General features: G+C 65.1%; 22 protein-coding genes. 12 read left to right on the forward strand and 10 right to left on the reverse strand.

What is annotated here, in order from left to right; translation table 11 throughout:
* Positions 1–29: 29 nt before the first annotated feature.
* Positions 30–206 (reverse strand): hypothetical protein, encoded by a 177-nt coding sequence (locus tag QFZ88_RS01460; RefSeq protein WP_162835308.1) that lies wholly within the window; start codon positions 204–206, stop codon positions 30–32.
* 316 nt (positions 207–522) lie between these two features.
* Here QFZ88_RS01460 and QFZ88_RS01465 point away from each other — a divergent pair, with 316 nt between their 5' ends.
* Positions 523–912, forward strand: coding sequence for a hypothetical protein (locus QFZ88_RS01465; protein WP_024922235.1), 390 nt, complete (start codon positions 523–525; stop codon positions 910–912).
* A gap of 9 nt (positions 913–921) precedes the next feature.
* On the opposite strand, the gene cckA is transcribed toward QFZ88_RS01465, so the two are convergent.
* Entirely contained in the window at positions 922–3,546 is a 2,625-nt protein-coding gene (cckA, locus tag QFZ88_RS01470) for a cell cycle histidine kinase CckA (RefSeq protein WP_024922234.1), read from the reverse strand.
* Positions 3,547–3,819: 273 nt separating this feature from the next.
* On the opposite strand from cckA, the gene QFZ88_RS01475 reads away from it, so the two are divergent.
* Entirely contained in the window at positions 3,820–4,545 is a 726-nt protein-coding gene (locus tag QFZ88_RS01475; protein WP_036254749.1) for a flagellar biosynthetic protein FliO, read from the forward strand.
* A gap of 163 nt (positions 4,546–4,708) precedes the next feature.
* On the opposite strand, the gene dksA is transcribed toward QFZ88_RS01475, so the two are convergent.
* Positions 4,709–5,125, reverse strand: coding sequence for an RNA polymerase-binding protein DksA (gene dksA, locus QFZ88_RS01480; RefSeq protein ID WP_024922232.1), 417 nt, complete (start codon positions 5,123–5,125; stop codon positions 4,709–4,711).
* Between the two features lie 251 nt (positions 5,126–5,376).
* Between dksA and QFZ88_RS01485 the strand changes: the two genes are divergently transcribed.
* The 4 genes from QFZ88_RS01485 (at position 5,377) to QFZ88_RS01500 (ending at position 9,201) form a co-directional block, all read left to right on the forward strand.
* Positions 5,377–5,880, forward strand: a complete 504-nt coding sequence (locus QFZ88_RS01485; RefSeq protein ID WP_024922231.1) for a SixA phosphatase family protein — start codon at positions 5,377–5,379, stop codon at positions 5,878–5,880.
* Positions 5,881–5,991: 111 nt separating this feature from the next.
* Positions 5,992–7,467, forward strand: a complete 1,476-nt coding sequence (locus QFZ88_RS01490; protein WP_024922230.1) for a YcjX family protein — start codon at positions 5,992–5,994, stop codon at positions 7,465–7,467.
* Positions 7,464–8,543, forward strand: coding sequence for a YcjF family protein (locus QFZ88_RS01495; protein ID WP_024922229.1), 1,080 nt, complete (start codon positions 7,464–7,466; stop codon positions 8,541–8,543). The genes QFZ88_RS01490 and QFZ88_RS01495 overlap by 4 nt, the downstream gene beginning before the upstream one ends.
* Before the next feature lie 103 nt (positions 8,544–8,646).
* Positions 8,647–9,201, forward strand: coding sequence for a hypothetical protein (locus tag QFZ88_RS01500; protein ID WP_024922228.1), 555 nt, complete (start codon positions 8,647–8,649; stop codon positions 9,199–9,201).
* Positions 9,202–9,294: 93 nt separating this feature from the next.
* Here QFZ88_RS01500 and QFZ88_RS01505 read toward each other — a convergent pair whose 3' ends face one another.
* Positions 9,295–9,564 carry a hypothetical protein gene (locus QFZ88_RS01505; protein ID WP_024922227.1) on the reverse strand — a complete coding sequence of 90 codons (270 nt, stop codon included), beginning with the start codon at positions 9,562–9,564 and terminating at the stop codon, positions 9,295–9,297.
* 260 nt (positions 9,565–9,824) lie between these two features.
* On the opposite strand from QFZ88_RS01505, the gene QFZ88_RS01510 reads away from it, so the two are divergent.
* Entirely contained in the window at positions 9,825–11,669 is a 1,845-nt protein-coding gene (locus QFZ88_RS01510; protein ID WP_024922226.1) for a monovalent cation:proton antiporter-2 (CPA2) family protein, read from the forward strand.
* Positions 11,670–11,700: 31 nt separating this feature from the next.
* Complete coding sequence (locus QFZ88_RS01515) at positions 11,701–12,249, forward strand: DUF924 family protein (protein WP_024922225.1); 549 nt, start codon at positions 11,701–11,703, stop codon at positions 12,247–12,249.
* A gap of 10 nt (positions 12,250–12,259) precedes the next feature.
* Here QFZ88_RS01515 and QFZ88_RS01520 read toward each other — a convergent pair whose 3' ends face one another.
* Genes QFZ88_RS01520 through folP form a run of 4 tightly spaced genes read right to left on the reverse strand, consistent with a single transcriptional unit; the run spans position 12,260 to position 14,176 of the window.
* Positions 12,260–12,427 carry a low temperature requirement protein A gene (locus QFZ88_RS01520; protein WP_137900735.1) on the reverse strand — a complete coding sequence of 56 codons (168 nt, stop codon included), beginning with the start codon at positions 12,425–12,427 and terminating at the stop codon, positions 12,260–12,262.
* Positions 12,428–12,469: 42 nt separating this feature from the next.
* Complete coding sequence (gene folK, locus QFZ88_RS01525; protein WP_024922224.1) at positions 12,470–12,982, reverse strand: 2-amino-4-hydroxy-6-hydroxymethyldihydropteridine diphosphokinase; 513 nt, start codon at positions 12,980–12,982, stop codon at positions 12,470–12,472.
* Positions 12,966–13,325 carry a dihydroneopterin aldolase gene (folB, locus tag QFZ88_RS01530; RefSeq protein WP_024922223.1) on the reverse strand — a complete coding sequence of 120 codons (360 nt, stop codon included), beginning with the start codon at positions 13,323–13,325 and terminating at the stop codon, positions 12,966–12,968. Before folB ends, folK begins: the two co-directional genes overlap by 17 nt.
* Before the next feature lie 2 nt (positions 13,326–13,327).
* Positions 13,328–14,176 carry a dihydropteroate synthase gene (folP, locus tag QFZ88_RS01535; RefSeq protein ID WP_024922222.1) on the reverse strand — a complete coding sequence of 283 codons (849 nt, stop codon included), beginning with the start codon at positions 14,174–14,176 and terminating at the stop codon, positions 13,328–13,330.
* Positions 14,177–14,261: 85 nt separating this feature from the next.
* On the opposite strand from folP, the gene QFZ88_RS01540 reads away from it, so the two are divergent.
* Together QFZ88_RS01540 and QFZ88_RS01545 are read left to right on the forward strand one after the other, a co-directional pair.
* Positions 14,262–14,876: a DUF922 domain-containing Zn-dependent protease gene (locus QFZ88_RS01540; protein ID WP_024922221.1), complete on the forward strand. Its 615-nt coding sequence runs from the start codon at positions 14,262–14,264 to the stop codon at positions 14,874–14,876.
* A 296-nt stretch (positions 14,877–15,172) separates the two neighbouring features.
* Positions 15,173–16,654 (forward strand): MDR family MFS transporter, encoded by a 1,482-nt coding sequence (locus tag QFZ88_RS01545; RefSeq protein ID WP_024922220.1) that lies wholly within the window; start codon positions 15,173–15,175, stop codon positions 16,652–16,654.
* Positions 16,655–16,698: 44 nt separating this feature from the next.
* On the opposite strand, the gene QFZ88_RS01550 is transcribed toward QFZ88_RS01545, so the two are convergent.
* Positions 16,699–17,019, reverse strand: coding sequence for a 2Fe-2S iron-sulfur cluster-binding protein (locus tag QFZ88_RS01550; RefSeq protein WP_024922219.1), 321 nt, complete (start codon positions 17,017–17,019; stop codon positions 16,699–16,701).
* Positions 17,020–17,169: 150 nt separating this feature from the next.
* Positions 17,170–17,538 (reverse strand): Hpt domain-containing protein, encoded by a 369-nt coding sequence (locus QFZ88_RS01555; RefSeq protein WP_024922218.1) that lies wholly within the window; start codon positions 17,536–17,538, stop codon positions 17,170–17,172.
* 282 nt (positions 17,539–17,820) lie between these two features.
* On the opposite strand from QFZ88_RS01555, the gene QFZ88_RS01560 reads away from it, so the two are divergent.
* Together QFZ88_RS01560 and QFZ88_RS01565 are read left to right on the forward strand one after the other, a co-directional pair.
* A complete protein-coding gene (locus QFZ88_RS01560) occupies positions 17,821–24,561 on the forward strand; it encodes a kinesin (protein WP_024922217.1) in 6,741 nt (2,246 codons plus the stop codon).
* A gap of 123 nt (positions 24,562–24,684) precedes the next feature.
* Entirely contained in the window at positions 24,685–25,095 is a 411-nt protein-coding gene (locus tag QFZ88_RS01565; RefSeq protein WP_024922216.1) for a GNAT family N-acetyltransferase, read from the forward strand.
* Positions 25,096–25,099: the final 4 nt, after the last annotated feature.

A 25,099-nucleotide genomic window follows, 5' to 3' on the forward strand; every position in this document is an offset into this window, starting at 1 on the left:
CTAAGCCCGAAGGCCTGGCCGCACCCGGATCAGGCTGCCCTTACCAGCTCATTGTATTCATCGAGGTCGACATAAAAGACGCGCGTGATCTCGGTAATGATCTCGTCCTCGTCATAGCCCTGCGATTTCAGAATATTGATGGCGGTCAGAATGTCGGCGCGGTTGACCAGGCGCCGTTTCTGGTAGTCCTCGAAGAAAGTCTCCACCGGCCCGTCCCCTTGCCCGATGCGCTTAGCAACGCTCAGATCGCGGAAGGAAGCCTACGCTTCATCGCTTGCGTGGAACTTGCCAGCGCCGGCGACGTCTTCCTCGATCTGCCCCCAAATCAAGTGTGACGCGGAAAAACGGCCGACTCACCAAGGCCATGCAAAGCATAACATGGATCGGTAAGGCCAAGAGCCGTATTAGAGGTCGGCTATATATGATTGCAGCGCTCCACATTACGCAAGCGCCTTCCCGTTCCAATGTTGCGGCTCTGTCGAAAAAATGCTGCATGCTTGGCAACGCAACCGGATCCAGCCGATGAAGCGCCGCCTCCTGATCCCGCTTTCGCTCGCCGCAGCACTTGTTGCCGGCAGTGCACGCGCCGGTATCGCCGACGGCACCCTGCCCGACGGCGGCTATCGCTGCGAGGTCTACCTGCTTGGCGCCTTCCTCTATCTCGGTGACATCACCATCAAGGGACGCGTCTATAGCGGCCCGACCTACGGACCGGCCATGCAGGGGTACAATTACGAGATGGACAAGAACGGCGAGATCACCTGGCTTGGGCCGCTCGGCGGCTTCTCGACTGGCGGCAACAAGGTCTCCCTCACCCAGGCCACCGAGGACGGGCCGAAGAATATCTTCTTCGACATCATCATGCGCCAGCCCGACGGCGCGGCGAGCGCCGCGACCTGCACGCTGCGCTAGGTCGAAAACTCAGCTTTCCAGCACGTCCTTGACGACGGTTGCCAATTGCTTGAGCGAGAACGGCTTCGGCAGGAAGCCGAATTGGGCATCGGCCGGCAGGTTCTTGGCGAAAGCGTCCTCGGCATAACCCGAGACGAAGACGAACTTGATGTTGGGCTGGCGCTTGCGCAGTTCGCCGAGCAGGGTCGGCCCGTCCATCTCCGGCATCACCACGTCCGACACGACGATGTCGATCTTGCCCTTGAGTTCGTCGAAAATCTCCAGCGCCTCGACGCCTGACGTCGCCTCGTGCACGGTATAGCCGCGCGACTTCAGCGCCCTGACCCCACCCATGCGCACCGCGTCCTCGTCCTCGACGAGCAGGACTATGGCAGAGCCGGACAGGTCCTTGGCGTCGCCATTCCTGGCGGCATCGGCGGTCTTTGCGGGTGCTGCGGCAGCGGTCTCGCCACCGACCGCCTCTCCGGCGATCTGCGACTTCGCCTCGGCTGGCTGCTTCGGCGCCTCCGCGACATGGCGCGGCAGGAAGATGCGGAAGGTCGTGCCCTTGCCGACTTCCGAATCGCAGAAGATGAAACCGCCGGTCTGCTTGATGATGCCGTAGACCATCGACAGACCGAGGCCGGTGCCCTTGCCCACTTCCTTGGTGGTGAAGAACGGCTCGAAGATCTTCTTCAGCACATCCGGCGCAATGCCCGAACCGGTATCCTCGACCTCGACCGCGACGTAGTCGGCCGCGGGCAATTCGCGATAGCCGTAGGTGGCGCATTCATCAGTGGTGACATTCTTGGTGCGCACGGTGAGATCGCCGCCCGACGGCATCGCGTCGCGCGCGTTGACAGCCAGATTGACCACCACCTGCTCGAACTGGCCGATGTCGACCCTGACCGGCCACAGATCGCGGCCATGATCGACCTTGAGCTTGATGGTATTGCCGACCAGCCGGGCGAGCAGCATGCGTAGGTCCGCCAGCACGTCGGTGAGGTTAAGCACCTCGGGCCGCAGCGTCTGCTTGCGCGAGAAAGCCAGCAGCTGGCGCACCAGGGAGGCGGCACGGTTGGCGTTCTGCTTGATGTTCATGATGTCCGGGAAGGACGGGTCCGACGGCCGGTGATTGGCGAGCAGAAGGTCGGAAGCCATGATGATGGCGGTGAGCACGTTGTTGAAGTCGTGCGCGATGCCGCCGGCGAGCTGGCCGACCGCCTGCATCTTCTGGCTCTGCGCCATCTGGCCTTCGAGCGCCTTCTGCTCGGTGGTCTCCACCGCATAGACGATGGCCGCTTCCTCGGCGCCTTCGCCGTCGGTGCCGTCGGCAACCGCGTTGACGTAGAAGCGCACATGCCGCTCCTCATTGTCGGGCAGCACGGTGTCGATGGGCGCGATCTCAGCCTGCCGCTGGCGCGCGCTTTCGAGCGCTGCGGCAAAAGCCGGGCGGTCGCGCTCGTGGATGACGGTGTCGAGCCGTACCTTGCGGTCGAGCGAGTCGCGATCGACGGCTGGGGAAAACAGCGACAGGAACGGCGCGTTGGTGCGCAGGATGCGGCCGGCATGATCGACGCCGGCGATCGCCATCGGCGTCGAGTTGAAGAAGCGGGTGAAGCGGATTTCCGAGGCGCGCAGATCGGCCGAGGCGTCCTCGCCTTGCGTACGGTTCAACACGATGGTGCGACTGGGCCCGCTCAAGCCTTCGCGGCTGGCCGAAACCCGGTGCATGAAACGCACCGGCAGCGCCTTGCCGGCCATGGTGGTGAGATCGAGGTCGATGACGGCATTGCGCGTCGTGCCTGGATCAGCGCGCACCGAGCGGATCAGCGCCATGCCGTCGCCGGCAACGATGTCGGAAAGCGCCACGGCACCCGGCGAGAAGGATGTCAGATCGATGCCCAGCCATTCGGCAAGCGTCGCGTTGACATAGGTGACGCGACCTTCCGGGTCAGCGGCGAAGAACCCGGCCGGCGCATGGTCGAGATGATCGATCGCTTGCTGCAGGTCGAGGAAGAAACGCTCCTGTTCGGCGCGCTCGGCCGAAATGTCGGCGAGCTGCCAGGCCGACAGGGGCTGGCGCAGGCCCGGCACCGAGAAAGTGCGCGCCCTGGTGCGGTACCAGTGCGCGCCGGGTTCGGCGCCCGGCCGGATCGAATGGGTGAGCCTGAATTCGCCATCGCCGGCCTGGCCGTCGCGCAAACCAGCCGCCAGCCGGTAAATCGTGCCGGTCGCCTCCGGAATGTCGGAAAGCAGCCCCTCCACCGTCTTGACGTCGGCGGCAGCGGTTGCGCCGGTCATCGCGGCATAGGCACGGTTGGCGTAGACCACGCGGTCCTTGGCGTCGGTTACCAGCAGGCCCTGCGACATGGAATCCACATAGGCCTTGGACAGTTCGTCGCTGGTCGAGCGCGGCGCGATCTGGACGAAGCCGATCGCCGTGGCGAACAGGAAGCCGACGCCGATCATCGCCAGCACGCCGAGCATGCCGAGCAGGAAGGGATCGCCGAAACGCTCGCGGAAAAGGCCGAAGACGATCGCGGCGCCGGCCAGCACCACCATGAAGACGATCAGCCGGGTTACGGCACCCGGCCGCGTGCCCTGGTCGACGATCGGCATGGGATAGAACTCGCCGCCCGTTTCCTTGGCCATATGCCCCCTGCTCACCAATTCTAGAGCCTGTTATGGACTTGCGATGAGACTGCGCTGCAGCCGACGGCGCCCGACTCGCCCGGTTGAATCATATTCTCCCTGCCCGGAAAAGACCCCGCTGGCAAATGTAAGTCAAAAACAGCACCATCGACGGCCGTATGGAATGATGTTCTGTGGCGTCCTGTTCACAATGCATGAAACGCGCCTTGCGACGGCCGGACGGCACAATTAGTGTCGCCGCACGTACGGGGCCGGATAGTTGTGGGGATGTCGATGCTGGGTTGGCTGGAAAGCATTGCGGGGCCGAATTACGCGCCCGCCATCCTGTGGACCCTCGCCGCGCTGGTGTTCCTCGTGGTCATCCTGCTCATCGTCAAGCTGATCCGCAGCCTGACCTTCGGCACCTATGTGGCCGGCGGCCGCAACCGCAAGACCCGCCTGGCGGTGATGGACGCCACCGCCGTGGACAGCCACCGCCGCCTGGTGCTGGTGCGCCGCGACGACATCGAACATCTGATCCTGATCGGCGGACCGACCGACGTGGTGGTCGAGCGCGATATCCGCATGGTTCCCTCGCGCCGCCCGGTGCTGACCGGAGACGGCCAGCCGCAGGCGGCAGCTCCGGCGCCTGCCAGGCAACAGCAGCGCCCGGCCCAGCCGGCACCCGCGCCCCAGCCCGTGCGGCAGGAGCCGCCACGCCAGCAGGCGAACCATGTGTCGCATCGCGAACCGGTGGCGCCAGCGGCAGCGCCGCGTGTCCAGCCGCAGCCGGCAGCGCAGCCCGCCCCACGGGCCGAGCCTGTACGAGCGGAAACCGCCCTGCGAACGCCGCCGCCACCCGTCACCGACGATCTTCTCGACGACGCGCTGATGCAGGAACTGGAAGTGTCGCTGGAGGAAGACGCCCTGCCGCCGGCCAAAAGCGGCGCCAAGGCTTCGCCGTCGCTCGACGACGAAATGGCCAAGCTGCTGGGCGAGCTTTCCAACCACAAGCGCTGAAATCGCCACCCCGGGAGAGCGGTTCCTGAAGCGAATGACTGCCCGGGCGCGCCGGGCGGAACCGCACAAGCAGGTTTCAGGGCGCTCTTAACAGCGACCGCAAAAGAAAATGGCCGGCAAGCCGGCCATCCTCACAAAGACTGTCATACGGCCAAAGCCGGCCTCAATCGTCGCGATAGACCTTTTCGCGGCGCTCGTGGCGTTCCTGCGCCTCGATCGACAAAGTCGCGATCGGGCGTGCGTCGAGGCGCTTCAGCGAGATCGGCTCACCCGTCTCCTCGCAATAGCCATAGGTACCCTCGTCGATACGCTGCAGGGCGGAATCGATCTTGGAGATCAGTTTGCGCTGACGGTCGCGCGCCCTGAGCTCGATCGCCCGGTCTGTCTCCGACGATGCACGGTCGGCCAGATCGGGATGATTTGCATTTTCCTGCTGCAGGATTTCGAGAGTTTCGCGCGCCTCGCGCAGAATATCATTCTTCCAGGTAATCAGCTTTTGCCGAAAGTATGATTTTTGCCGTTCGTTCATGAACGGCTCGTCTTCGGAGGGTATGTAATCGGAAGCTATAATTGCGCTCATTCGACTCACCCGACTGCCCTAAATTTGGCGCCTATATATTCGCGAGGCAATGGCTGTACAAGCGCAAACAGTCGACATGTTGCGCATTTGTTAATACAGGTCCCGCCGCGGTTCGCCCGCGCCCCCGATCAACCCCAGGTCGTGCCGCTTGTGGCATATTTGCCAATGCCTGCAACGTTGCGCCGAAACGATCCGCTGGCTAATCCTGTAACGGAGAACCGGCGACCGGCGCCGGCAGGACGGGGGTGTTGGTGGCGAAACTCTATCTTCTCAGGCATGCCAAGGCTGGATGGGCCCTGCCCGGTACGCGCGACTTCGACCGCGCGCTCGACCCTTCCGGAATTGCCGATGCCGAGGCGATCGGTACCGCCATGCGCGCCAACGGCTATGTTCCCGACCTCACTTTGTGTTCCGGCGCGCTGCGAGCGCGCGAGACGCTCGGCGGCATCGCCAGCCATACCGACACCGGCCGCGTGCTCTATTTCGACAAGCTCTACAGCGAGGACGCCGCCGGTTATTTGCAGATCATCCGCGACAATGGCGGCTATGGTTCGCTGCTCGTCATCGGCCACAATCCGATGATGGAGGACCTGGCCATGGCGGTGTCGGGCGATGGTGATCCGTCCGCCCATGAAACGCTGGAGCACGGCTTCCCGACCTCGGGGCTTGCCGTCATCCGTTTCGACGACGGCCTTGCCAATGCCGCTCCCGGGAAAGGTTATCTGGAGGCGTTCCTCATTCCCGCGACGGTGTGATCGCCTCGACGCCATTTTGCGCCGCGCCATTTTAATGACGCCGCGAACGACCTATATCGGGGTGCCCGCGCTTGCGGGAGATCAGGACCGGCAAAGCGCGAGAGGACCGGATTGGCGTCATCGCTGACAACCTTTTCCGACGAGGCCCGCATTGCGCTGGACACGGTCGCAGGCCGTGCCACCAGCCTTTTCACCCCCTCGCTCAGGCTCGGCGTCACCGGCCTGTCGCGCGCCGGCAAGACGGTGTTTATCTCCGCGCTGGTGCACAATCTGGTGCATGGCGGCCGCCTGCCACTGTTCGAGGCGCAAAAGTCCGGCCGCATCGCCCGCGCCTTTCTCGAACAGCAGCCCGACGACGCGGTGCCCCGCTTCCAGTACGAGGACCATATCGCGGCACTCGTCGATCAACGCATCTGGCCGGATTCGACCCGCGCCATCTCGGAACTGCGCCTCACCATCGAATATGAATCAGCTTCCGGCTGGAACCGCATGTTCTCGGCCGGCAAGCTGTCAGTGGACATTGTCGACTATCCCGGCGAATGGCTGCTCGATCTGCCATTGCTCGGCAAATCCTACGCGGATTTCTCCAACGAGGCCTTCGAACTGGCCGCCCTGCCGGTGCGGGCCGACCTCGCCCGGGAATGGCGAACGCTGTCGGCCGATGCAAGCGCCGATGCCGACGCCGACGAACTGACGGCGCGCCGGCTGGCCGAGAGCTTCGCTGCCTATCTGAAAGCCTGCAAGCTGGATGAAAGGGCACTGTCGACGCTGCCGCCCGGCCGTTTCCTGATGCCCGGCGATCTCGACGGTTCGCCGGCGCTGACTTTCGCGCCACTGCCGGGGCTTGGTGCCACGCGCGCCCGGCCGGGCTCTCTGCATGCGATGATGGAGCGGCGCTACGAGGCCTACAAGACCCATGTGGTGAAGCCGTTCTTCCGCGAGCACATCGCCCGGCTCGACCGCCAGATCGTTCTGATCGACGCCATGCAGGCGCTGAACGCAGGTCCCGCTGCGATGGCCGACCTCGAACGCGCCGTCACCGAGATCCTCGCCTGCTTCCGGCCGGGGCGCGGCTCCTTCCTCACCGACTGGTTCTCGCGCCGCATCGACCGAATCCTCATCGCCGCCACCAAGGCCGACCATCTGCATCACGAAAGCCACGACCGGCTGCAGGCGATCGTGCGCCGGCTGGCCGACCGCGCCATCGCCAAAGCAAGCTTCACCGGCGCGGCGGTCGATGTAGTGGCCATGGCGGCGGTGCGCGCCACCCGCGAAGGCACCGTCAAGCAGGGTGGCGAGACGCTACCGGTCATCATCGGCACGCCGCTGGCGGGCGAGCGCATCGGCGACCAGACTTTTGATGGAAACACCGAAACAGCCATATTTCCCGGCGACTTGCCGAAAAGCGTTGATGCCGTGTTCGAGGATCATCGCGCCGCCGACCTGGACGAGGTCGATCCAGCCGTCCGCTTCGTGCGCTTCCGCCCGCCCAAGCTCGAACGCACCGCCGAAGGCGTGACGCTGTCGCTGCCGCATATCCGCCTCGACCGTGCCCTGCAGTTCCTGATCGGAGATCGTCTGGCATGACCACGTCCCGCAAGCCGGCGGCGTTCCGCATCGAGCCCGAACCGGCAACGAAACCCAACGAGCCGGCAAGACCGGTCGAGACGGCGCGCAAGCCGCGCGCGCTGAAGGCCGACGTCGCGGTCGTCGTTCCCGACGCCATCGATGTCTTCGACGAGCCGGATTTCACCGCCGCCGAACCGCCACCCGCGCCGGCACCGCGCAAACGCTCCTTGCTTGCCAATGTGTTCTTCGGCGCCGTCGGCATTCTGATATCGCTGGCCATTGGCCTGTGGACCGACCGGCTGATCCGCGACTTGTTCACCCGCGCCGACTGGCTGGGCTGGCTGGCCACCGGTGTCGCGGCGGTCGCCTTGTTTGCTCTCATCGTCATCCTTGGTCGCGAATTCCTGGCGATCGCGCGGCTGGCCAAGGTCGAGAAGCTGCAGACGAAGGCGCTCGACGCGATCGCCCGCGACGATCCCAACGCCGCCCGTGCCGTGGTGGACGAGCTTTCCGCCTTCGTCGCCGCGCGCCCGCAGACCGCCGCCGGGCGTCGCGCACTGGCCGAATTGCGCGGCGAGATCATCGACGGCGGTAATCTGGTTAGGCTGGCCGAAACCGAAATCCTGACCCCGCTCGACAGCCAGGCCAAGGCGCTGATCCTCGACGCCGCCAAGCGCGTGTCGCTGGTGACGGCGGTGAGCCCGCGCGCTTTGGTCGACATTGCCTATGTCGTCTTCGAGGCCGGCCGGCTGATCCGTCGCCTGTCGGAACTCTATGGCGGCCGACCCGGCACGCTGGGTTTCTTCCGCCTGGCCCGCAGCGTGCTGGCGCATCTGGCGGTCACCGGCTCGATCGCCGTCGGCGACAGTTTCGTCCAGCAGATCGTCGGCCATGGCCTGGCGGCGCGACTGTCGGCCAAATTAGGCGAAGGCGTGGTCAACGGCATGATGACGGCGCGAATCGGCATCGCCGCGATGGAAACGGTTCGCCCGCTGCCCTTCACCGCGGTCAGGCGCCCCGGCATGGGCGATTTCCTCGCCGCGCTCACCTCCTTCGCCAGCGGCAAGGACGGCAAGAACGACGCGAAATCATAGGTTCGGAACCGCCCGAAGGCTGCTCGGGTCACGAAGCATTAACCAATCTTCTTCATGGTTGCCCCACGTTCCAACACAGCGTTCTCGTTGCCGGGTGTCATTCATGAAAAGCGTGATTTCGTCTGCCGCCATGCCGCTAGCGCTTGCGGCTGCCGTTTCGGTAGCGGCAGGAACGACGGCCTTCGGCGCCGATCGCGACAAGCAGTTCTTCCAGACGGTCGAAGGACAATGGGTGGGCCCGGGCGAGATCGTCGCCGGCAAATACAAGGGCACCAAGTTCACCTGCAATTTCACCGGCTCCACGCCGAGCGGCAAGGTTGGCATGACGCTGGACGGCGATTGCCGCGTCGGCGTCTTCTCGCAGAAGATGGCGGCCACCGTCGAACGCAAGGGCCGCGACGGCTACAAGGGCTCCTTCATGGGCGGCTCGTCCGGCACCGGGATGGACATCATCTCCGGTAACGTCGTCGACGACCGCAAGGTGGTTTTCGCCATCAATCGCAATCAGTTGCGCGGCGTCATGCAAGCGCGCGTGCCCGACCAGAATTCGATGATCGTCACCGTTTCGGTCAAGGTCGACGAGCAGATGGTGCCGGTGATCGGCATGAACCTGAAGCGCGTCGACGATGTCGCCGTCGGCTCCATCGCCCGCAATTGAGGTAAGCCACGGACTTCAAAAGCAAACGGCGGCCAGGGGCCGCCGTTTTTCATTCCGGATGTCCGCGAGGCATGAGCCTTGCGGCGCGGGCGATCAGCCCTTCTTCACTTCGGCGATGATCTCGTCATAGGCCTTGCAGGCATCGGCCTGGTTGGTCGAACCGGCATATTTGGTGGCGATTCCCTGAACCTTGGCGGCCCATTCGGTCGCCTTGGCCGGGTTCTTGGTCACGGCTTCCTGCACGGCGGTGGTCAGTTCCTGGGTTTTCTTGGTGATCGCTTCCTGGTTGCATTCGGGCGCCTTCGAGCACGCCGAAAGACCGAGCGCCGCCATGCCGATGACGGTCAGCACAATTTTCTTCATAACAAAAAACCTCTCCAAAATGGCGGCGATCCCAACCGCCGTAAGTTTCAAGCCCCAGCAACCGTGCATAGCGCGCGATTGTGTCACGCTGCAACTCACCAACATACAGCCCTTGGAAATATTGGATTTACCGGCCGTGGCCCGGCCATCGGCGCAGGTCGAAACATGCTGATTCGGGCTGTTCGCTGCCGGCCTAAGCCCTTATCGTGACAAACGGCGCCCCCTACCGCGAACGACTTGGCGAAAGGTTGAAACACGCAATGGCTGTGGAAGCTTCGAACAGCGACTTGGTGAACGTCGTCGCCCTGCTCGGTGCCGGCGTCATCGCGGTGCCGATCTTCAAGCGGGTGGGCCTCGGCTCCATTCTCGGCTATCTCGCTGCCGGCCTCGTCATCGGCCCGTTCGGCCTGCGCATCTTTTCCGACCCCGCCGCGATCCTGCATGTGGCGGAACTCGGCGTCGTCATGTTCCTTTTCATCATCGGCCTTGAAATGCAGCCCTCGCGGCTGTGGGGCCTGCGCCGCGACATCTTCGGCCTCGGCGCCCTGCAGGTGGGGCTCTGCATGCTTCTGCTGACGGCGGCCGGACTGGCCGGCGGCTTTCCGGTCGCGCAGGCCTTTGTCGCCGGCGCCGGCTTCGTACTGACCTCGACCGCCATCGTCATGCAACTGCTGGAAGAAGAAGGCGAGATCGCCACGCCGAAAGGCCAGCGCATGGTCTCGATCCTGCTCCTGGAAGACCTGGCGATCGTACCGCTTTTGGTGCTGGTCGCCTTCCTGGCGCCCGGCGGCGCCGGCACCACGCTGCAGCAGCGCTTCATCGAGATCGGCATTGGCGTCGGTGCCATTGTCGGCCTGGTGCTGGCCGGCCGCTATCTGCTCAATCCGTTTTTCAGGCTGCTGGCCGACGCCAGAGCCCGCGAAGTGATGACGGCCGCGGCTTTGCTGGTGGTGCTGGGCTCGGCGCTCGTCATGCAGATGAGCGGACTGTCGATGGCGATGGGCGCCTTCCTGGCGGGCGTGCTTCTGTCGGAATCGACCTTCCGCCATCAGCTCGAGGCCGATATCGAGCCGTTCCGCGGTGTGCTCCTCGGCCTGTTCTTCCTTGCCGTTGGCATGTCGCTCAACCTCGGCGTGGTGGTCGAGAACTGGCAGCTCGTCGCTGTCTATGTTGTCGCCTATATGGTCGCCAAGGCGGCCGGCATCTATGTCGTTGCCCGGCTGCTGAAGGCGCCGCACCGCGAGGCGCTGGAGCGGGCGGTGGTGATGGCGCAGGGTGGCGAATTCGCCTTCGTGCTCTATGCCGCCGCCAGCCAGGCCGGCATCATCGATGGCCGCGCCAATGCGGTGCTGACCGCCATCATCATCATCTCGATGGCGCTGACGCCGCTGATGATCATTGCGCTGCGTTACTTCTACCCGCAGCACGACGAGCCTTCGCTTGACGGCATCGACGTGGCCGACAGCCTTTCCGGCTCGGTGCTGATCATCGGTTTTGGCCGCTTCGGCCAGATCGCCAGCCAGCCGCTGATCCTGCGCGGCGTCGACGTTTCGATCATCGACAACGATGTCGAGATGATCCAGGCGGCCGCCAATTTCGGCTTCAAGGTCTACTACGGCGACGGCGCCAGGCTGGACATCCTGCATGCCGCCGGCGCCGGACGCGCGCGCGCCGTGCTGATCTGCGTCGACAAGCCGGAGATCGCCGTGCGCATCGCCGAACTGGTCAAGGCCGAATTCCCGCTGGTGACGCTGTTCGCCCGCGCCTTCGATCGCGGCACGACGCTGCAGCTGATCCGCGCCGGCGTCGATTACCAGCTGCGCGAAACCTTCGAATCGGCCCTCGTCTTCGGCGGTTCGACGCTGGAAGCGCTCGGCGTCGACCCGGACGAGGTCGCTGAACTGATCGAGGATGTGCGCCGGCGCGATGCCGCCCGGCTCGACCTGCAGCTGGCCGGCGACATCCGCGATGGCCGCAACTTCCTGAAGGGCAACATCGCAACACCGGTGCCCGCGCCGGTGACGACGCCACGCCGCCCGGCGCAGCCACTCAGCGAAGAAACCGCGACGGTGCTGAAGGACGCGGCATCCGCGGCGCAATCCTGAACAATCCACGTCAACATTCGGGGGGAACATCATGAAGAAGCTGGACGAACACGCGCTCGCGGTAACGGCGTTCTGGCGCAAGGCAGGCCCGGACGCCTGGTTCACCAAGGACGAGGCTTTCGATACCGATTTCAGGAACCGGTTCCTCGATCTCCACTACGCGGCGGCCAGGCGCGAACTGGATGACTGGATCGACCAAACCGAAAGCGCGCTGGCGCTGATGATCCTGCTCGACCAGTTCCCGCGCAATTGTTTTCGCGGCACCGGCCACATGTATGCCACCGACGCGCTTGCCCGCCATTTCGCGTCGAGGGCGATCGCGGTCGGACACGACCTAACGGTCGACAATGACCTGCGCGTCTTCTTCTACCTGCCGTTCGAACACTCCGAGGACCTGGCCGACCAGCACCGCTCCGTCGAACTGACGCAAGCCAACGCCGAGGAATACATCAAATACGCCGTCGAGCACCGCGACATCGTCGAGCGTTTCGGACGCTTTCCGCATCGCAACCCCATGCTTGGGCGCGAGACCACGCCTCAGGAAAAGGCTTATCTCGAGGACGGCGGCTTTTCCGGCTGACAGCTCAGGCTCAATGGCCTTCGGCGCATGGCGATATCTGGGTGACGGCAAAGACGAAGACGAGGTCGAAGAACAATTCGACGAACTCCACCCGCGTCTCGGCGCCGGCGATTCGCTTGCGTTCCAGATTGCGCCGCGCACCGAAGCCAGCGTCGGCCTCAGCCCTCGTTTCCGTCATCGTCAGCCTTGCCCCTCTTACAGCCGCAGGTAGCGGCAGGGGTCAAGCCTGCCACCAATCGCGGCCCGAAGGCAACCGTTCGATGCCCGACACGTCCATGCCGGCCAGGCGTTCCGTCACCGTCTTGTCGGCCAGCACCAGGTCCGGCGCGATTTCGGCCAGCGGCACCATGACGAAAGCGCGTTCCAGCATGCGCGGATGCGGCACGGCAAGCTCGGTTTCGTGGATGGCGCGGGTGCCGAAGACGAGGATGTCGATGTCGATCAGACGCGGTCCCCAGCGCTCCTCGCGCACCCGCTTCAGCCGGCGCTCGATGTCGAGGCAGAATTCCAGCAGCACATGCGGCGACAGCGCGGTCGAAAGCTCGGCCGCGATGTTGAGGAAATCAGGTTGGTCGGTCTTGCCCCAGGGTGGCGTGCGATAGAGCGAGGAGACCGTGACGACCCGGGTTTCGGCATCCTCGTCGAGCAGGTGCAATGCCGCCGCCATCGACTGCACCGGGTCGCCCAGATTGCCGCCCAGGCTGAGGAAAACGCGGCTATTGGGGCCAGACAACGGTGACCTCGACGGTATCGAGCACGCCGGGCACCGGCGCATTGGGCTTGCGCACGGTGATCTCGGCTTCGCGGATCTGCGGGAAACGCGCGGTCAGCGCCTTGGCGACATCGAGCGCCAGTGCCTCGATGAGGAAGCGCCGCTCGCCGGTGATGATCTTCTCGATCACGGTGAAGGCAACGCCATAATCGACCGTGCTGTCGATGGCGTCCTCGTCCAGCCCCTTGGCGGGATCGACGGTCAGCACCGCGTCGACATAAAAGCGCTGTCCCAGCCGCTCTTCCTCGTCATGCACGCCGTGCCTGGCGAAGAAGGCGCAGTTCTTCATACGAATGACGTACATTATCAGGGTTCCTGCCGGATGGGATCGTGCGCCAACATAGCATCCGTCATGGCAAGCGCGTCCACGTTGATTGCGACATCGTGGACGCGAAACAGGTCGGCGCCCTTAAGTCTCAGAATGACGCTGGTGGCGGCGGTGCCAGCCGCGCGCTCGGCCGCTTCGCGGCCGGTGACGGTGCCGATGAAGCGCTTGCGCGAGGTTCCGGCCAGCAATGGAAAGCCGAGCGCGTGCAGTTCGCCGAAGCGCGCCATCAACTCGAGATTTTCCCCGGCCGTCTCCTTGTTGAAGCCGAAGCCGGGGTCGAGCACGATATGGTTGTCGCCGATGCCGGCCCGACGGGCGATTTCCAGCGATTTTTCAAGGAAAAGGCGCTGGTCGGCGATGACGTCGGCGAGCTTTTCGCGGTCGCGTCCGGTGTGCATGATAACCACGCCGGCCCCTGCCCGCGCCGCCACCTCGGCAATCTCCGGCTCGCGCTGCAGGCCCCACACGTCGTTGACGATATGGGCGCCGGCTGCCAGCGCCAGCCGCGCCGTCTCGGCGCGATAGGTATCGATGGAAATCAGCACCCCGCCGCGTTTTGCCAACATCTCGATGATCGGCAGCACCCGCTGCTGTTCCTCGTCGGCGGTGACCGGGGCGGCACCTGGCCGTGTCGATTCCCCGCCAACGTCGATGATGGCCGCACCTTCAGCGACCATGCGCAGCGCTTGTTCCAGCGCGCGATCGGGCGCATCGAACAAGCCGCCATCGGAAAAAGAATTCGGCGTAACGTTGAGAATGCCCATGACGACGGCTTTCTCGCCCAGGTCGAGATGGCGTCCGTGCGCCAATTGCCACCGTCTGTTCATTTTTGCCCGCCAAGCTGCGCTGGCGTCACGGATCTTCGTTGCGCCGGCAAGGGCCGTAACGCAAGGTGGGGCAAGAGGCAATAAAATGAATCGTACCCTGATGACCGCGCTGTTCGTCCTTTTCGCCGCTTCGGCGGCCGACGCAGCCAATCTCGTCAAAACCTACAGCTATTTCTCGATCGGCGGGCGCACGCTCGACCAGATTCAGGCCGAGCTGTCGAAACGCGGCCCGTCGGTGAAATCGACCGGCATGCGCCATCCCGGCGCCACGCGCATGGCCTTCACCAGCCGCATCGGCTACGCCGAGGCTCCGGATTCCTGCCGCATCGTCTCCGCGGCGGTGACGGTCAAGACCGAGGTCATCCTGCCCAAATGGCGTCCGCGCGGCAAAGTGGCGCCCGACGTGCGGCTGTTCTGGAACACGCTGGCCGCCGACATCAAGCGCCACGAAGACCGCCACGTCGAGATCGCCAAGGACTACGGCCGCCGCCTCGAAACGGCGCTGCTGGAAACCCGCAAGGAACCCAATTGCAAGGTGGCCGCCGCCAAGGCCAGGGAAGTCACCGCGCAGGTGCTTGGCCAGCATGACCGGGCACAGGTCGAATTCGACCGTGTCGAAATGATCAATTTCGAAAGCCGCATCATCCGGCTGATGCGCTATCGCATCGAGCAGATCGAGGCCGGCCGGATCCCCGGCTGAGTGTGATCGCCAAGATTTGATTGGCGGTTTCGTCGATCAGGATCGATTGAAGCGGCTCGCTGGTCCTTGAGGCCGGCGGCGAAAGGTGAACGAAGTTCAACAATGGCGAAATGCGCTGATGCGTGCCGCCGGCGGTAACAAATTTCGATCGCCTGTCGAAACCGACGAACTTCGAACGACATAGGTTCGACCGGCGCGGCAGTCCGCCCCGACGGACGAACAGCGCCGCCACACCACAATCCTAGCCGGTTGAAACCGGCTCAGGCAGGTGTGCGGCAAGACAGGTGATGGAATTCATGGACCAGACCGTTTCCAAGCCCGCCACGGCACAAGCCGCCGCGCCACTTTCGGAGGCCGAGAAGAACACCATCATCGCCGGCGTGCTTTTGTCGATGCTGCTGGCCGCCCTCGACCAGACCATCGTCGCGCCGGCCATGCCGACCATCGCCACGGCGCTCGGCCATGCCCAGTACCTGCCCTGGATCGTCACCGCCTACCTTTTGACCGCCACGGCGATGGCGCCGCTCTACGGCAAGATTTCCGACGTCCATGGCCGCCGGCCGACGCTTTATGCGGCAATCCTCATCTTCCTGGCCGGCTCGCTGGTCGCGGCGCTGGCCCCCAACATGCTGATGCTGATCCTCGGCCGCGCTATCCAGGGGATCGGCGGCGGCGGCCTGTTCGCGCTGGCGCAGATCGTCATCGGAGATCTGGTGCCGCCGAAGGAGCGCGCCCGTTATGCGGCGTGGATTTCCGGCACCTGGGCGGTTGCCAGCATCGCCGGCCCCCTGCTCGGCGGCACTTTCGCCGAACATCTGCATTGGTCGCTGATCTTCTGGGTCAACCTGCCGCTAGGCCTGCTGGCCATGGCCATCATCAACAAGCCGCTGAAGAAGCTGCCGATCGCGGCCCACCGCCACAGCATCGACTGGGCAGGTGCTGCACTCCTGGTCACCGCCACCTCGCTGCTGCTTCTGGCGCTGAACTGGGGCGGCGGCACCTATGCCTGGGGCTCGCCGGAAATCCTCGGCCTCGCCGCTGCCTCCACCTTGTTCTGGGCGGTCTTCGCGCTGCGGCTGGCCAAGGCGGCCGAGCCGCTGATCTCGCTCAACGTGCTGCGCAACGCCATCGTGCTTGCCGGCGCGCTGTCGCTTTTCATGTTGCAGGCGGCCAGCATCGGCCTTTCGGTCTATCTGCCGGTCTATCTGCAGACCTATCTCGGCCTGACCGCCTCGGCCTCGGGCATCGCCATGCTCGGCCTGCTGCTCGGCACCGTCGCCGGCGCCGCCACCAGCGGCAAGCTGATACCGCGCTTCGTCCATTACAAGCGCCTGGCGCTCGCCGGTGTGGGCTTCGGCGCCGTTTGCGTGGCGTTGCTCGCTTATGTCGCCGGCAATGCCTCGCTCGCTACGGTGATCATCCTCACCACCTGCGTCGGCATCGGCACGGGCACCACGTTCCCGGTCGCCACGATTTCGGTTCAGAATGCGGTCGAGCACGCCTATCTGGGTGTCGCCACCGGCGTGCTCACCTTCATGCGCTCGCTGGGCGGTGCGCTGGGCGTTGCCCTGCTCGGTGCCGTCGCTGCCGGCTATGGCCTGCCGCTGATCGGCGAAGGCAGCGCCACAAAGGTGCAAATCGCCTCGGCGACGCCGTTCGCGGCGGTGTTCGCGGTCAGCTTCGGCCTGCTTGTCGCCACGCTGGTCGCACTCAGCCTGATGCCGGAAAAGCCGCTGCGCGGACGCATCGAAACCGACGCGCCAGTGCTTGCCGAATAACGGCCCGAAAGCAGAAGGTTATGGGCGGAAGCTGGACCGGGGGATCAGCCCTGGCGCTCGGGAACGCGCACGACCAGGCCGTCCAGTTCGTCGCGCACCTTGATCTGGCAGGACAGTCGCGAATTCGGCTGCACCTCGTAGGCGAAGTCGAGCATATCCTCTTCCATCGCCTCCGGTTCGCCGACCGCGCCGGTCCATGCCTCGTCGACATAGACATGGCAGGTCGCGCAGGCGCAGGCGCCGCCGCATTCGGCTTCGATGCCCGGCACCGAATTGCGGATGGCATTCTCCATGACGGTCGAGCCGTTCTCGGCCTCCACGTCGAAACGGGTGCCGTCATGGGCGATGTAGGTCAATTTTGTCATTCGATCACCTGAGAAGTCACAGCCGAGATAATCACTCGGCGGCACAAGTCAACTGCCGCGCGAAACCGCCCCAAGGTGACGTTTTTTGAAAAGCCGGGCTTCGGCCAGCCCGAACCGATCAGCCATCCACGGATCAGACCACCCGCAGCGCTAGCGATTGACGGCTGCAATGAAGTCGCGCACGTCCTCGATCAGCTTTGCCAATCGGCCTGCCAGGCGCTCGTCTTCGGGACGGCGTTCGAATTCGCTGGCCCAGTCGGCGATCGTGAAGGCGCCCACCCCACGCGCCGAACCCTTGAGGCCGTGTGCCAAAAGGAGACGCCTGCTCTTGTCGGCCGCGGGCAGTTCATCACGCACCGAAAGCGCTTGTTGCACGAACAGCGCCAGCACCTCGCGCTCGAGATCGCGGTCGTCCATCGTCTGCCTGGAGAGGTGCTCCAGATCGACCGGACGGCTGCGCGCCGGGCCGGAGGCATCGCCGCCCGGCATCGAAAAGGCCACGCTGTTTACGCTACGCATCGCACTCAAACTCCATTGCAGCAGCCGTTCCGGGCCCTGCACACTAACGAATTCCGATGGATGCGCGGTTAACAAGGCCTTGTGAAAAAAGTTTGGCGGCGCGCGCTCCGGTCACGCTTGCGTTAACCTTATATTTAAAGTTTTACGTATGCCGCCGAATGCATGTTTTCTTTACCCCCCTGTGTCATTACGATACGAGGGTCCATAATCAGGCCTCAGGCGCGGGGCGATAAAAGACGACAACAACAGCTTCCGCAGCAGCTAGTACAGGGTAGCGTAGGCATGGCGAAGAAAACCACCACCACGAAGAATCTCGATTCCGAGGTTGCCAAGGAGCTCGAAAAGGCTCTCGATCTCGACCTTTCCGGAGGGCCGGGAGATCTCGATATCGCCGCCTCGATGGAGGATCTGGAAGCCCAGATTTCGCAGGCCGCCGACGAGCTGGCACGCGCCGGGCGCGCGGAACGGGCTACCCCTCCCGCAGCCGCCAATCCGGCACCCAGGGCCGCCGCGACCGAACCGAAGCCGGCCGAGCTTCGCCCCATCGAGCCGCGCGGCAACGGCCAGCCCGCTGGTTTTTCGCCCGCCAATGACGATCGCCAGAAAGATTATCGCTCCCTGCTGCACGGCCTGAACCGCCGTGCCTCCAACACCATCTATTGGGTGGTGGCTTTCGTTTCGATCGCCTGGATCGCGGGTGCCGCAGCGCTCGCCAATCTGCTGTTCGGCTCCGATATCTGGAACATCCGCTCGATCGCGCAGATCCTGCAGCGCCCCGAGCTGATGGGTATTGCGGTCGCCGCCATCGTGCCGGTCATCCTGTTCTGGGCCTTCGCGGCGATGATCCGCCGCGCGCAGGACATGCGCATCGCCGCCCAATCGATGACCGAAGTTGCCTTCCGCCTCACCGAGCCGGAGAATATCGCGCAGGACCGCGTGATGATGATCGGCCAGGCGGTGCGCCGCGAGGTTGCCGCGATGGGCGAAGGCATCGAGCGCACGCTGGCGCGTGCCGTCGAGCTCGAAACGCTCGTCCACAGCGAGGTCAGCCAGCTCGAACGCTCCTACTCCGACAATGAGAGCCGTATCCGTTCGCTCGTCGACGGCCTCGGCAGCGAGCGCGAGGCCGTCATCGGCCACGCCGAGCGCGTGCGCGCCTCGATCTCCGGCGCCCATGAGACGCTGCGCGACGAAATCAATTCGGCAAGCGATATCATTCGCGAGAACATCCTTGGCGCCTCGTCCAAGCTGTCGATGACGATCACCTCGTCGGGCGACCAGCTGATCGACCGCATCAACGAAAGCTCGATGTCGATCTTCGATTCCGTCGAGGGCCGTCTGGATACGATCACCGACCGTCTCTCCACGTCCGGCGAAGCCTTCGCCAGCCTGCTCGACACCCGCATCGCCAAGCTGACCGACAGCACCGACGGCCTCACCCGCTCGCTGACCGAACTGCTCGACGACCGCACCCAGGGCATGGTTTCGCTGCTCGGCGGTGCCGCGCGCACGCTGAGCTCGGAATTCGAGGCAAGCCTCACCGGCATCGAACGCACTCTTGCCGAACGCGGTCAGGCACTGATCAGTGAGTTCCAGACCCGCGCCGAGGCGCTCGACACCGGCACGCAGAAGCTCAACGCCGCGCTGGAGGCCCGCGCCCGCCAGATCAACGAAACGCTGGTCGACCGCGCCCGCGACATCGCCAACGCCTTCAACGACGGCAAGGACACGCTGGCCGCCATCATCGACCAGGGCAAGGCGCAGATTGGCGCCGACATGGCCGACATCGTCTCCTCCACCTCGACCATGCTGGAAGCCCGCGCCGGCGACTTTGCCGGCCGCATGGAAGCGGCGCGCCACACCGTGTCGCGTTCCTTCGACGCCGACATTGCCCGCCTGACCGACGCCCGCGCCGGCATCGAGGACGCCGTCGAGAACCACAGCCGCAAGCTGGAGGAAAGCCGCGAGCGCATGGCGCTGGCCATGCAGGCCGATCTGGAGAAGTTCTCCGAGGGCCGTTCCGCCATCGACGACGCGGTCACCTCGCAGGTGCACATGCTGGCCGAAGGCCGCAACCTCATCAGCCGCGCGCTGGAAGAAGACCTGCGCAAGGTCAACGAGTCCCGCGCGGCCATCGACGCTTCGCTCGGCAGCCATCTGGAACGCCTCGAAGAAGGCCGTGCAAGGCTGACACTCGCCTTGAATGAGGACGCCGACAAACTCGTGCAAGCCCGTACGATCATTGACGAAATGGTCTCTGGCCATGTCGGCAAGCTGGCCGAGGGTCGCGGCATCCTGGCCCGCGCGCTCGAAGCCGACATGAACAAACTGAGCGAAAGCCGTTCGGATATTGATAATTTGGTCGCCGGCCAGGTTGCCAAGATCGCCGAGGGCCGCGCCGTTCTGGCCCGTGCGCTCGAAGCCGACGTCGACAGCATCAAGGCCCTGATGGAAAACCATTCGGTGCAGCTCGCCGACGACCGCGACCAGCTCGGCCGTGCCCTCGACGCCGACCTGTCCAGCATCCGCCGCCTCGTCGGCGATCATGCCGGTCAGCTCGCCAATGAGCGCAGCCTGCTGTCGCAGACGCTGGAATCCGATCTTGCCAAGCTGGCCGACAGCCGCGCCTCCATCGACGGTCTCGTCGCCGGCCAGGTCGAGAAGCTGGCCGAGGGCCGCGATATCCTGAAGCGCGCCCTGGAAGCCGACCTCAACACGATAAGCACCGTCATCTCCGATCAGTCGAACAAGCTGACCGGCGACCGCGCCGACTTTGCCCGCGCGCTGGAAGCCGACCTGCAGAGCGTCAGCGCCCTCGTGCGCGGTCACGCCGAGCAGCTGGCGGCCGATCGTTCGCAACTGGCCCGTGCCTTGGAAGACGACCTTGCCAAGCTGGCCGACAGCCGCTCGTCCATCGACGGCCTCGTCGCCGGCCAGGTCGAGAAGCTGTCGGAAGGCCGTGATATCCTCAAGCGCGCCCTTGAGGCCGATCTCAACACGATCAGCGGCGTCATGGCCGACCATTCGCAGAAGCTGGTCGACAACCGGACCCAGTTCTCGAACGCGCTGGATGCCGACTTGCTCAACGTCAACAACCTGGTCGCCGGCCACGGCGAACGCCTTGCCGCCGACCGTTCCCTGCTCGCCAGGGCGCTGGAAGACGACCTCAACAAGCTGGCAGAGAGCCGTTCGTCCATCGACGGCCTCGTCGCCGGCCAGGTGGAGAAGCTGGCCGAAGGCCGCGACATCCTCAAGCGCGCGCTCGAAGCCGACCTCGCCAAGATCGGCGATACCCGTTCGGGCATCGACGAGGCGATCGCCGGCCATGTCGGGCGACTGGCCGAAGGCCGCAGCATGCTGACCCGCGCGCTGGAGGACGACCTCAATAAGCTGGCCGAGAGCCGCTCGTCCATCGACGGCCTTGTCGCCGGTCAGGTCGAGAAGCTGTCGGAAGGCCGCGATATCCTCAAGCGTGCCCTCGAAGCCGATCTCAACACCATCACCGGCGTCATGGCCGACCATTCGCAGCGTCTGGTCGACAACCGCGCCCAATTCTCGCAGGCGCTGGACGCCGACCTGCTCAACGTCAACAATCTCGTTGCCGGGCACAGCGAACGCCTGGTCGCCGACCGTTCCCTGCTCGCCAGGGCATTGGAAGACGATCTCGCCAAGCTGGCCGAAAGCCGCGCTTCCATCGACGGCCTGGTGGCCGCCCAGGTGGAGAAGCTGTCCGAAGGCCGCGACGTGCTCAAGCGCGCGCTGGAAGCCGACCTCTCCTCCATTGGCGGCGTCATGGCCGGCCAGTCGCAGCAGTTGGTCGAGGCCCGCGCCGAGTTCCAGCAGGCGCTGGACAACGAACTGCAGCGGGTCAACGCGATCGTCAGCGGCCACAGCGAACGCCTCGCCGCCGACCGCTCGCTGCTCACCCGCGCATTGGAGGACGATCTCACCAAGCTGGCCGAAAGCCGCGCCTCCATCGACGGGCTGGTCGCCGGTCAGGTCGAGAAGCTGGCCGAGGGCCGCGACATCCTGCGCCGCGCGCTGGATGCCGACCTTGCCAAGATCAACGACAGCCGCGGTGGCATCGATGCCGTCATCGCCGACCATGTCGGCAAGCTGGCCGAGGGCCGCGATCTGTTGACGCGTGCCCTGGAGAGCGATCTGGCCAGCATCGATGGCGCCATGGCGGGCCACGCACAGCGCCTGACCGACAACCGCAACGACTTCGCGCAGGCACTGGAAGGCAACATGCATTCCGTGCATGGCCTGATCGCCGGTCACAGCGACCGGCTGGCCGCCGACCGTTCGGCCCTCACCCAGGCACTGGAGAGCGACCTCGCCAAGCTGGTCGATGCCCGCCGCGACATCGACCGCGCGCTGGCCGGCCACATCGACCAGATCGCGACCTCGTCGTCGAGCATTTCGGATGCCATCGCCGCCGACATCGAGAAGGTCGAGCAGGCGTTCGCCCGCCAGACCGGCGTCATCGAGGAGCGTTCCACCACCATGGAGCGCGCGCTCAACGTTGGTGTCGACAACATCCGCGGCGCGCTGGAAAAGAGCGCGCTGTTCGTTGCCGGCCAGTTGCGCGAGAAGGTGCTGGAAGTCACCAACTCGCTGCATGAGCAAGCAGGCATTGCCTTCACCGACGCCGATCGCAAGATCGCAGAGCGTGCCGAGCAGACCTCGGCCGCGCTGATGGCGCGCGCGGAAGACATTGCTCAGACCTTCGAGACCGCCGACCAGCGGCTGGTGGCGCGTGCCGTCGAGACGGCGCAGACACTTGCCGCCCGCGCCGGCGACATCCTGCGCAACTTCGAGACCGCCGATGAGCGCATGGGCGTCCGCATCGCCGAATCCGCCGATGCGCTGGCGACCCGTGCCTCGGACCTCAGCCGCATCTTCGAAACCCTCGAGGAGCAGCTTACCGCGCGCATCGCGCATGGTTCCGACGCCCTGTCGGCCCGTGCTTCCGAGATCGGCCGCATCTTTGACGACGCCGACAGCCGCATGGTGAGCCGGATCGCCGAGACCTCGTCCTCGATCGGCGGCCACGCCGACCAGATCGTCGGCGCCTTCGCGGAGACGGAACGGCGCGTTGCCGACCGCGCCCGCATGACCGGCGAGGAACTGGCCGGCCATGCCGGCGAGATCGAGCGCGCGCTGAACAGCGCCGACCAGCGGCTGGCCTCAAGTGCCGCCGCCGCGGCCGCTCGCGTCGAAGGCCATATCGCCAGCGCCGAAAGCCGCTTCGCAAACTCGGCCGACGCGATGGGCCAGAAGCTCGACCAGCAGATCACGCAGGCCGAGGGTCAGCTCGCTTCGCGCGCCAACGTCATCGCCGAAACCTTCGCCGCCGTCGGCCAGCATATCGGCCAGAGCACCAACGAAGCGGCCAAGACCATCGGCGCCAACACCCGCGAACTCAACGCCATGCTGGCGAGCCGTTCGGCCGAACTCTCCAAGATCCTGGACGAGACGGCACGCCCGCTGGTCGACAAGTTCTCGCAGGGCGGTGTCGAACTGCAGCGCAGCATGGAGGAGGCAACCGAACGTGCCACCGCCGCACTGCATCGCGAGAACGCGACGCTGGCCGATGCCATTGCCAGCCGCACAGCCGAAACGCTTGCCGCTGTCGACGGCGCCCGCTCGTCGCTGGCCGGCAATGTCGCCGACCTCATCGACCGCATGACGGCCTCGTCCGCCCAGCTCAACAAGCTAATCGCCAAGGCTTCGGAAAACCTCGGCGAAGTCGAGTCCCGCCTCGCAGGCTCGACGCAGAGCTTCGCGGTGACCACGGAGAAGGCAGCGCAAACCTTCGCCTCGTCGGCGCGCCTGGTCGATTCCAACACCACCAGGCTCACTGAACTGTCTTCGTCGACGCTGCGTGAGGTGGCCTCCATCGCCACGCGCTTCGACGAGCACAGCCGGCTGCTTGCCAGTGCCTCGGACCTGCTGGGTTCGGCGCAGAGCAATCTCGAGCACACGCTGGAGCGCCAGTCCTCGCTCGACGATCTCGCCGTCGGCCTGGTCAAGAAGTCGGAAGACCTCGAACGGGTCATGCGCTCATTCGAGACGCTGGTCGGCCAGACCCTGCAGAATGCCGAAGGCAAGACGCTGGAATCGGCCGACAAGATCCGCGTCGCCATCTCGGAAGTGGTCGAAGCCGCCACCAAGCGTTTCGCCGACGCGACCGACGAGATGCGCCGCACCGCTGGCTCCATCAAGAGCGAGCTGGACCTGACCCGCGCCGAGCTGCGCAAGGGCGTCATCGAGATGCCGGAAGAAGCCAAGGAATCGACCACGGCCATCCGCCGCGCCGTTTCCGAGCAGATCAGCGCGCTGAAGGAACTGTCGGAGATCGTGGCCAAGTCCGGCCGCACCGTCGACGTCTCGGAGCCGCGCAACCTGCGGCCGACCCCTGCTCCGCGTCCGGCGGAACCGCCGCTGCGCCGCCCGGCACAGCCTGAACAGCGCGCCCCGCAACCGCCGCTCGCCTCGACCGGCCTGCGTGGCCCGCTGGAGCCCGGCGAAACGGCGCTGCGTCCGCGCGGCGATGCCCGCGCGCCGCAGCAGGGCGGCTGGGTGCGCGACCTGTTGACCGGCGCTTCGGAAGACGATGGCGCCCGACCGGCGCCGGTGCAGCCGCGCGCCACGCCAGTGCAGCGCTCGCCGCTGCATGTCGTGGAATCGCTCAACTCGCTGTCCGTCGACATCGCCCGGGCCATCGACCACGACGCTTCGATCGAACTGTGGAACCGCTACAGGCGCGGCGAGCGCGACGTCTTCACCCGTCGCCTCTACACGCTGAAAGGCCAGCAGACTTTCGACGAGATCCGCCGCAAATATCAGTCGGAGGCCGAGTTCCGCGCCGCTGTCGACCGCTATTGCGACGACTTCGAGAAGTTGCTGAAGGATGTTTCGCGCAACGACCGCGACAACATGATCTCGCAGACCTATCTCACCTCGGACACCGGCAAGGTCTACACCATGCTGGCCCATGCGAGCGGCCGTTTGCGCTAAAGAGGCCTTGGCTGAAAAACCGAGAGGCGGCGGCAACGCCGCCTCTTTTCATTTACGGGCGGCCGGGACGCCGCGAGTGGTCGAGCGCGCCCGCTTCCGACGGAGGGCATTCCAATCGCTGACGTGACCGAAGCCACAACACCGACGCTGGAATGGCGCGGCGCCTTCACCAATGCCGAACTCAACGCATTGCACGCCGAATGCTTCGAGCATCGCCTTCTCGATGACGACTGGTGGGGTCAGGTCAACCGCCACAGCCTGGGTTGGGTGTGCATGCGCCACAATGGGTTGCTCACCGGCTTCGTCAACGTCGCCTGGGATGGCGGTGTCCACGCATTCCTGCTCGACACGATGGTGACTGGCGCATTGCGGCGCCACGGCCTTGCGACAAGGCTGGTCAGGGAAGCGGCACAGCAGACGCGCCAGTCGGCGTGCGAATGGCTGCACGTCGATTTCGACCCACATCTCAAGGATTTTTACTTCAACGCTTGCGGTTTTACGCCGACGGACGCCGGCCTGATCCGACTGCGCTGAACCC

This window comes from Mesorhizobium sp. YL-MeA3-2017, assembly GCF_030814575.1.
GTDB classification, from domain to species: Bacteria; Pseudomonadota; Alphaproteobacteria; order Rhizobiales; family Rhizobiaceae; genus Mesorhizobium; species Mesorhizobium terrae.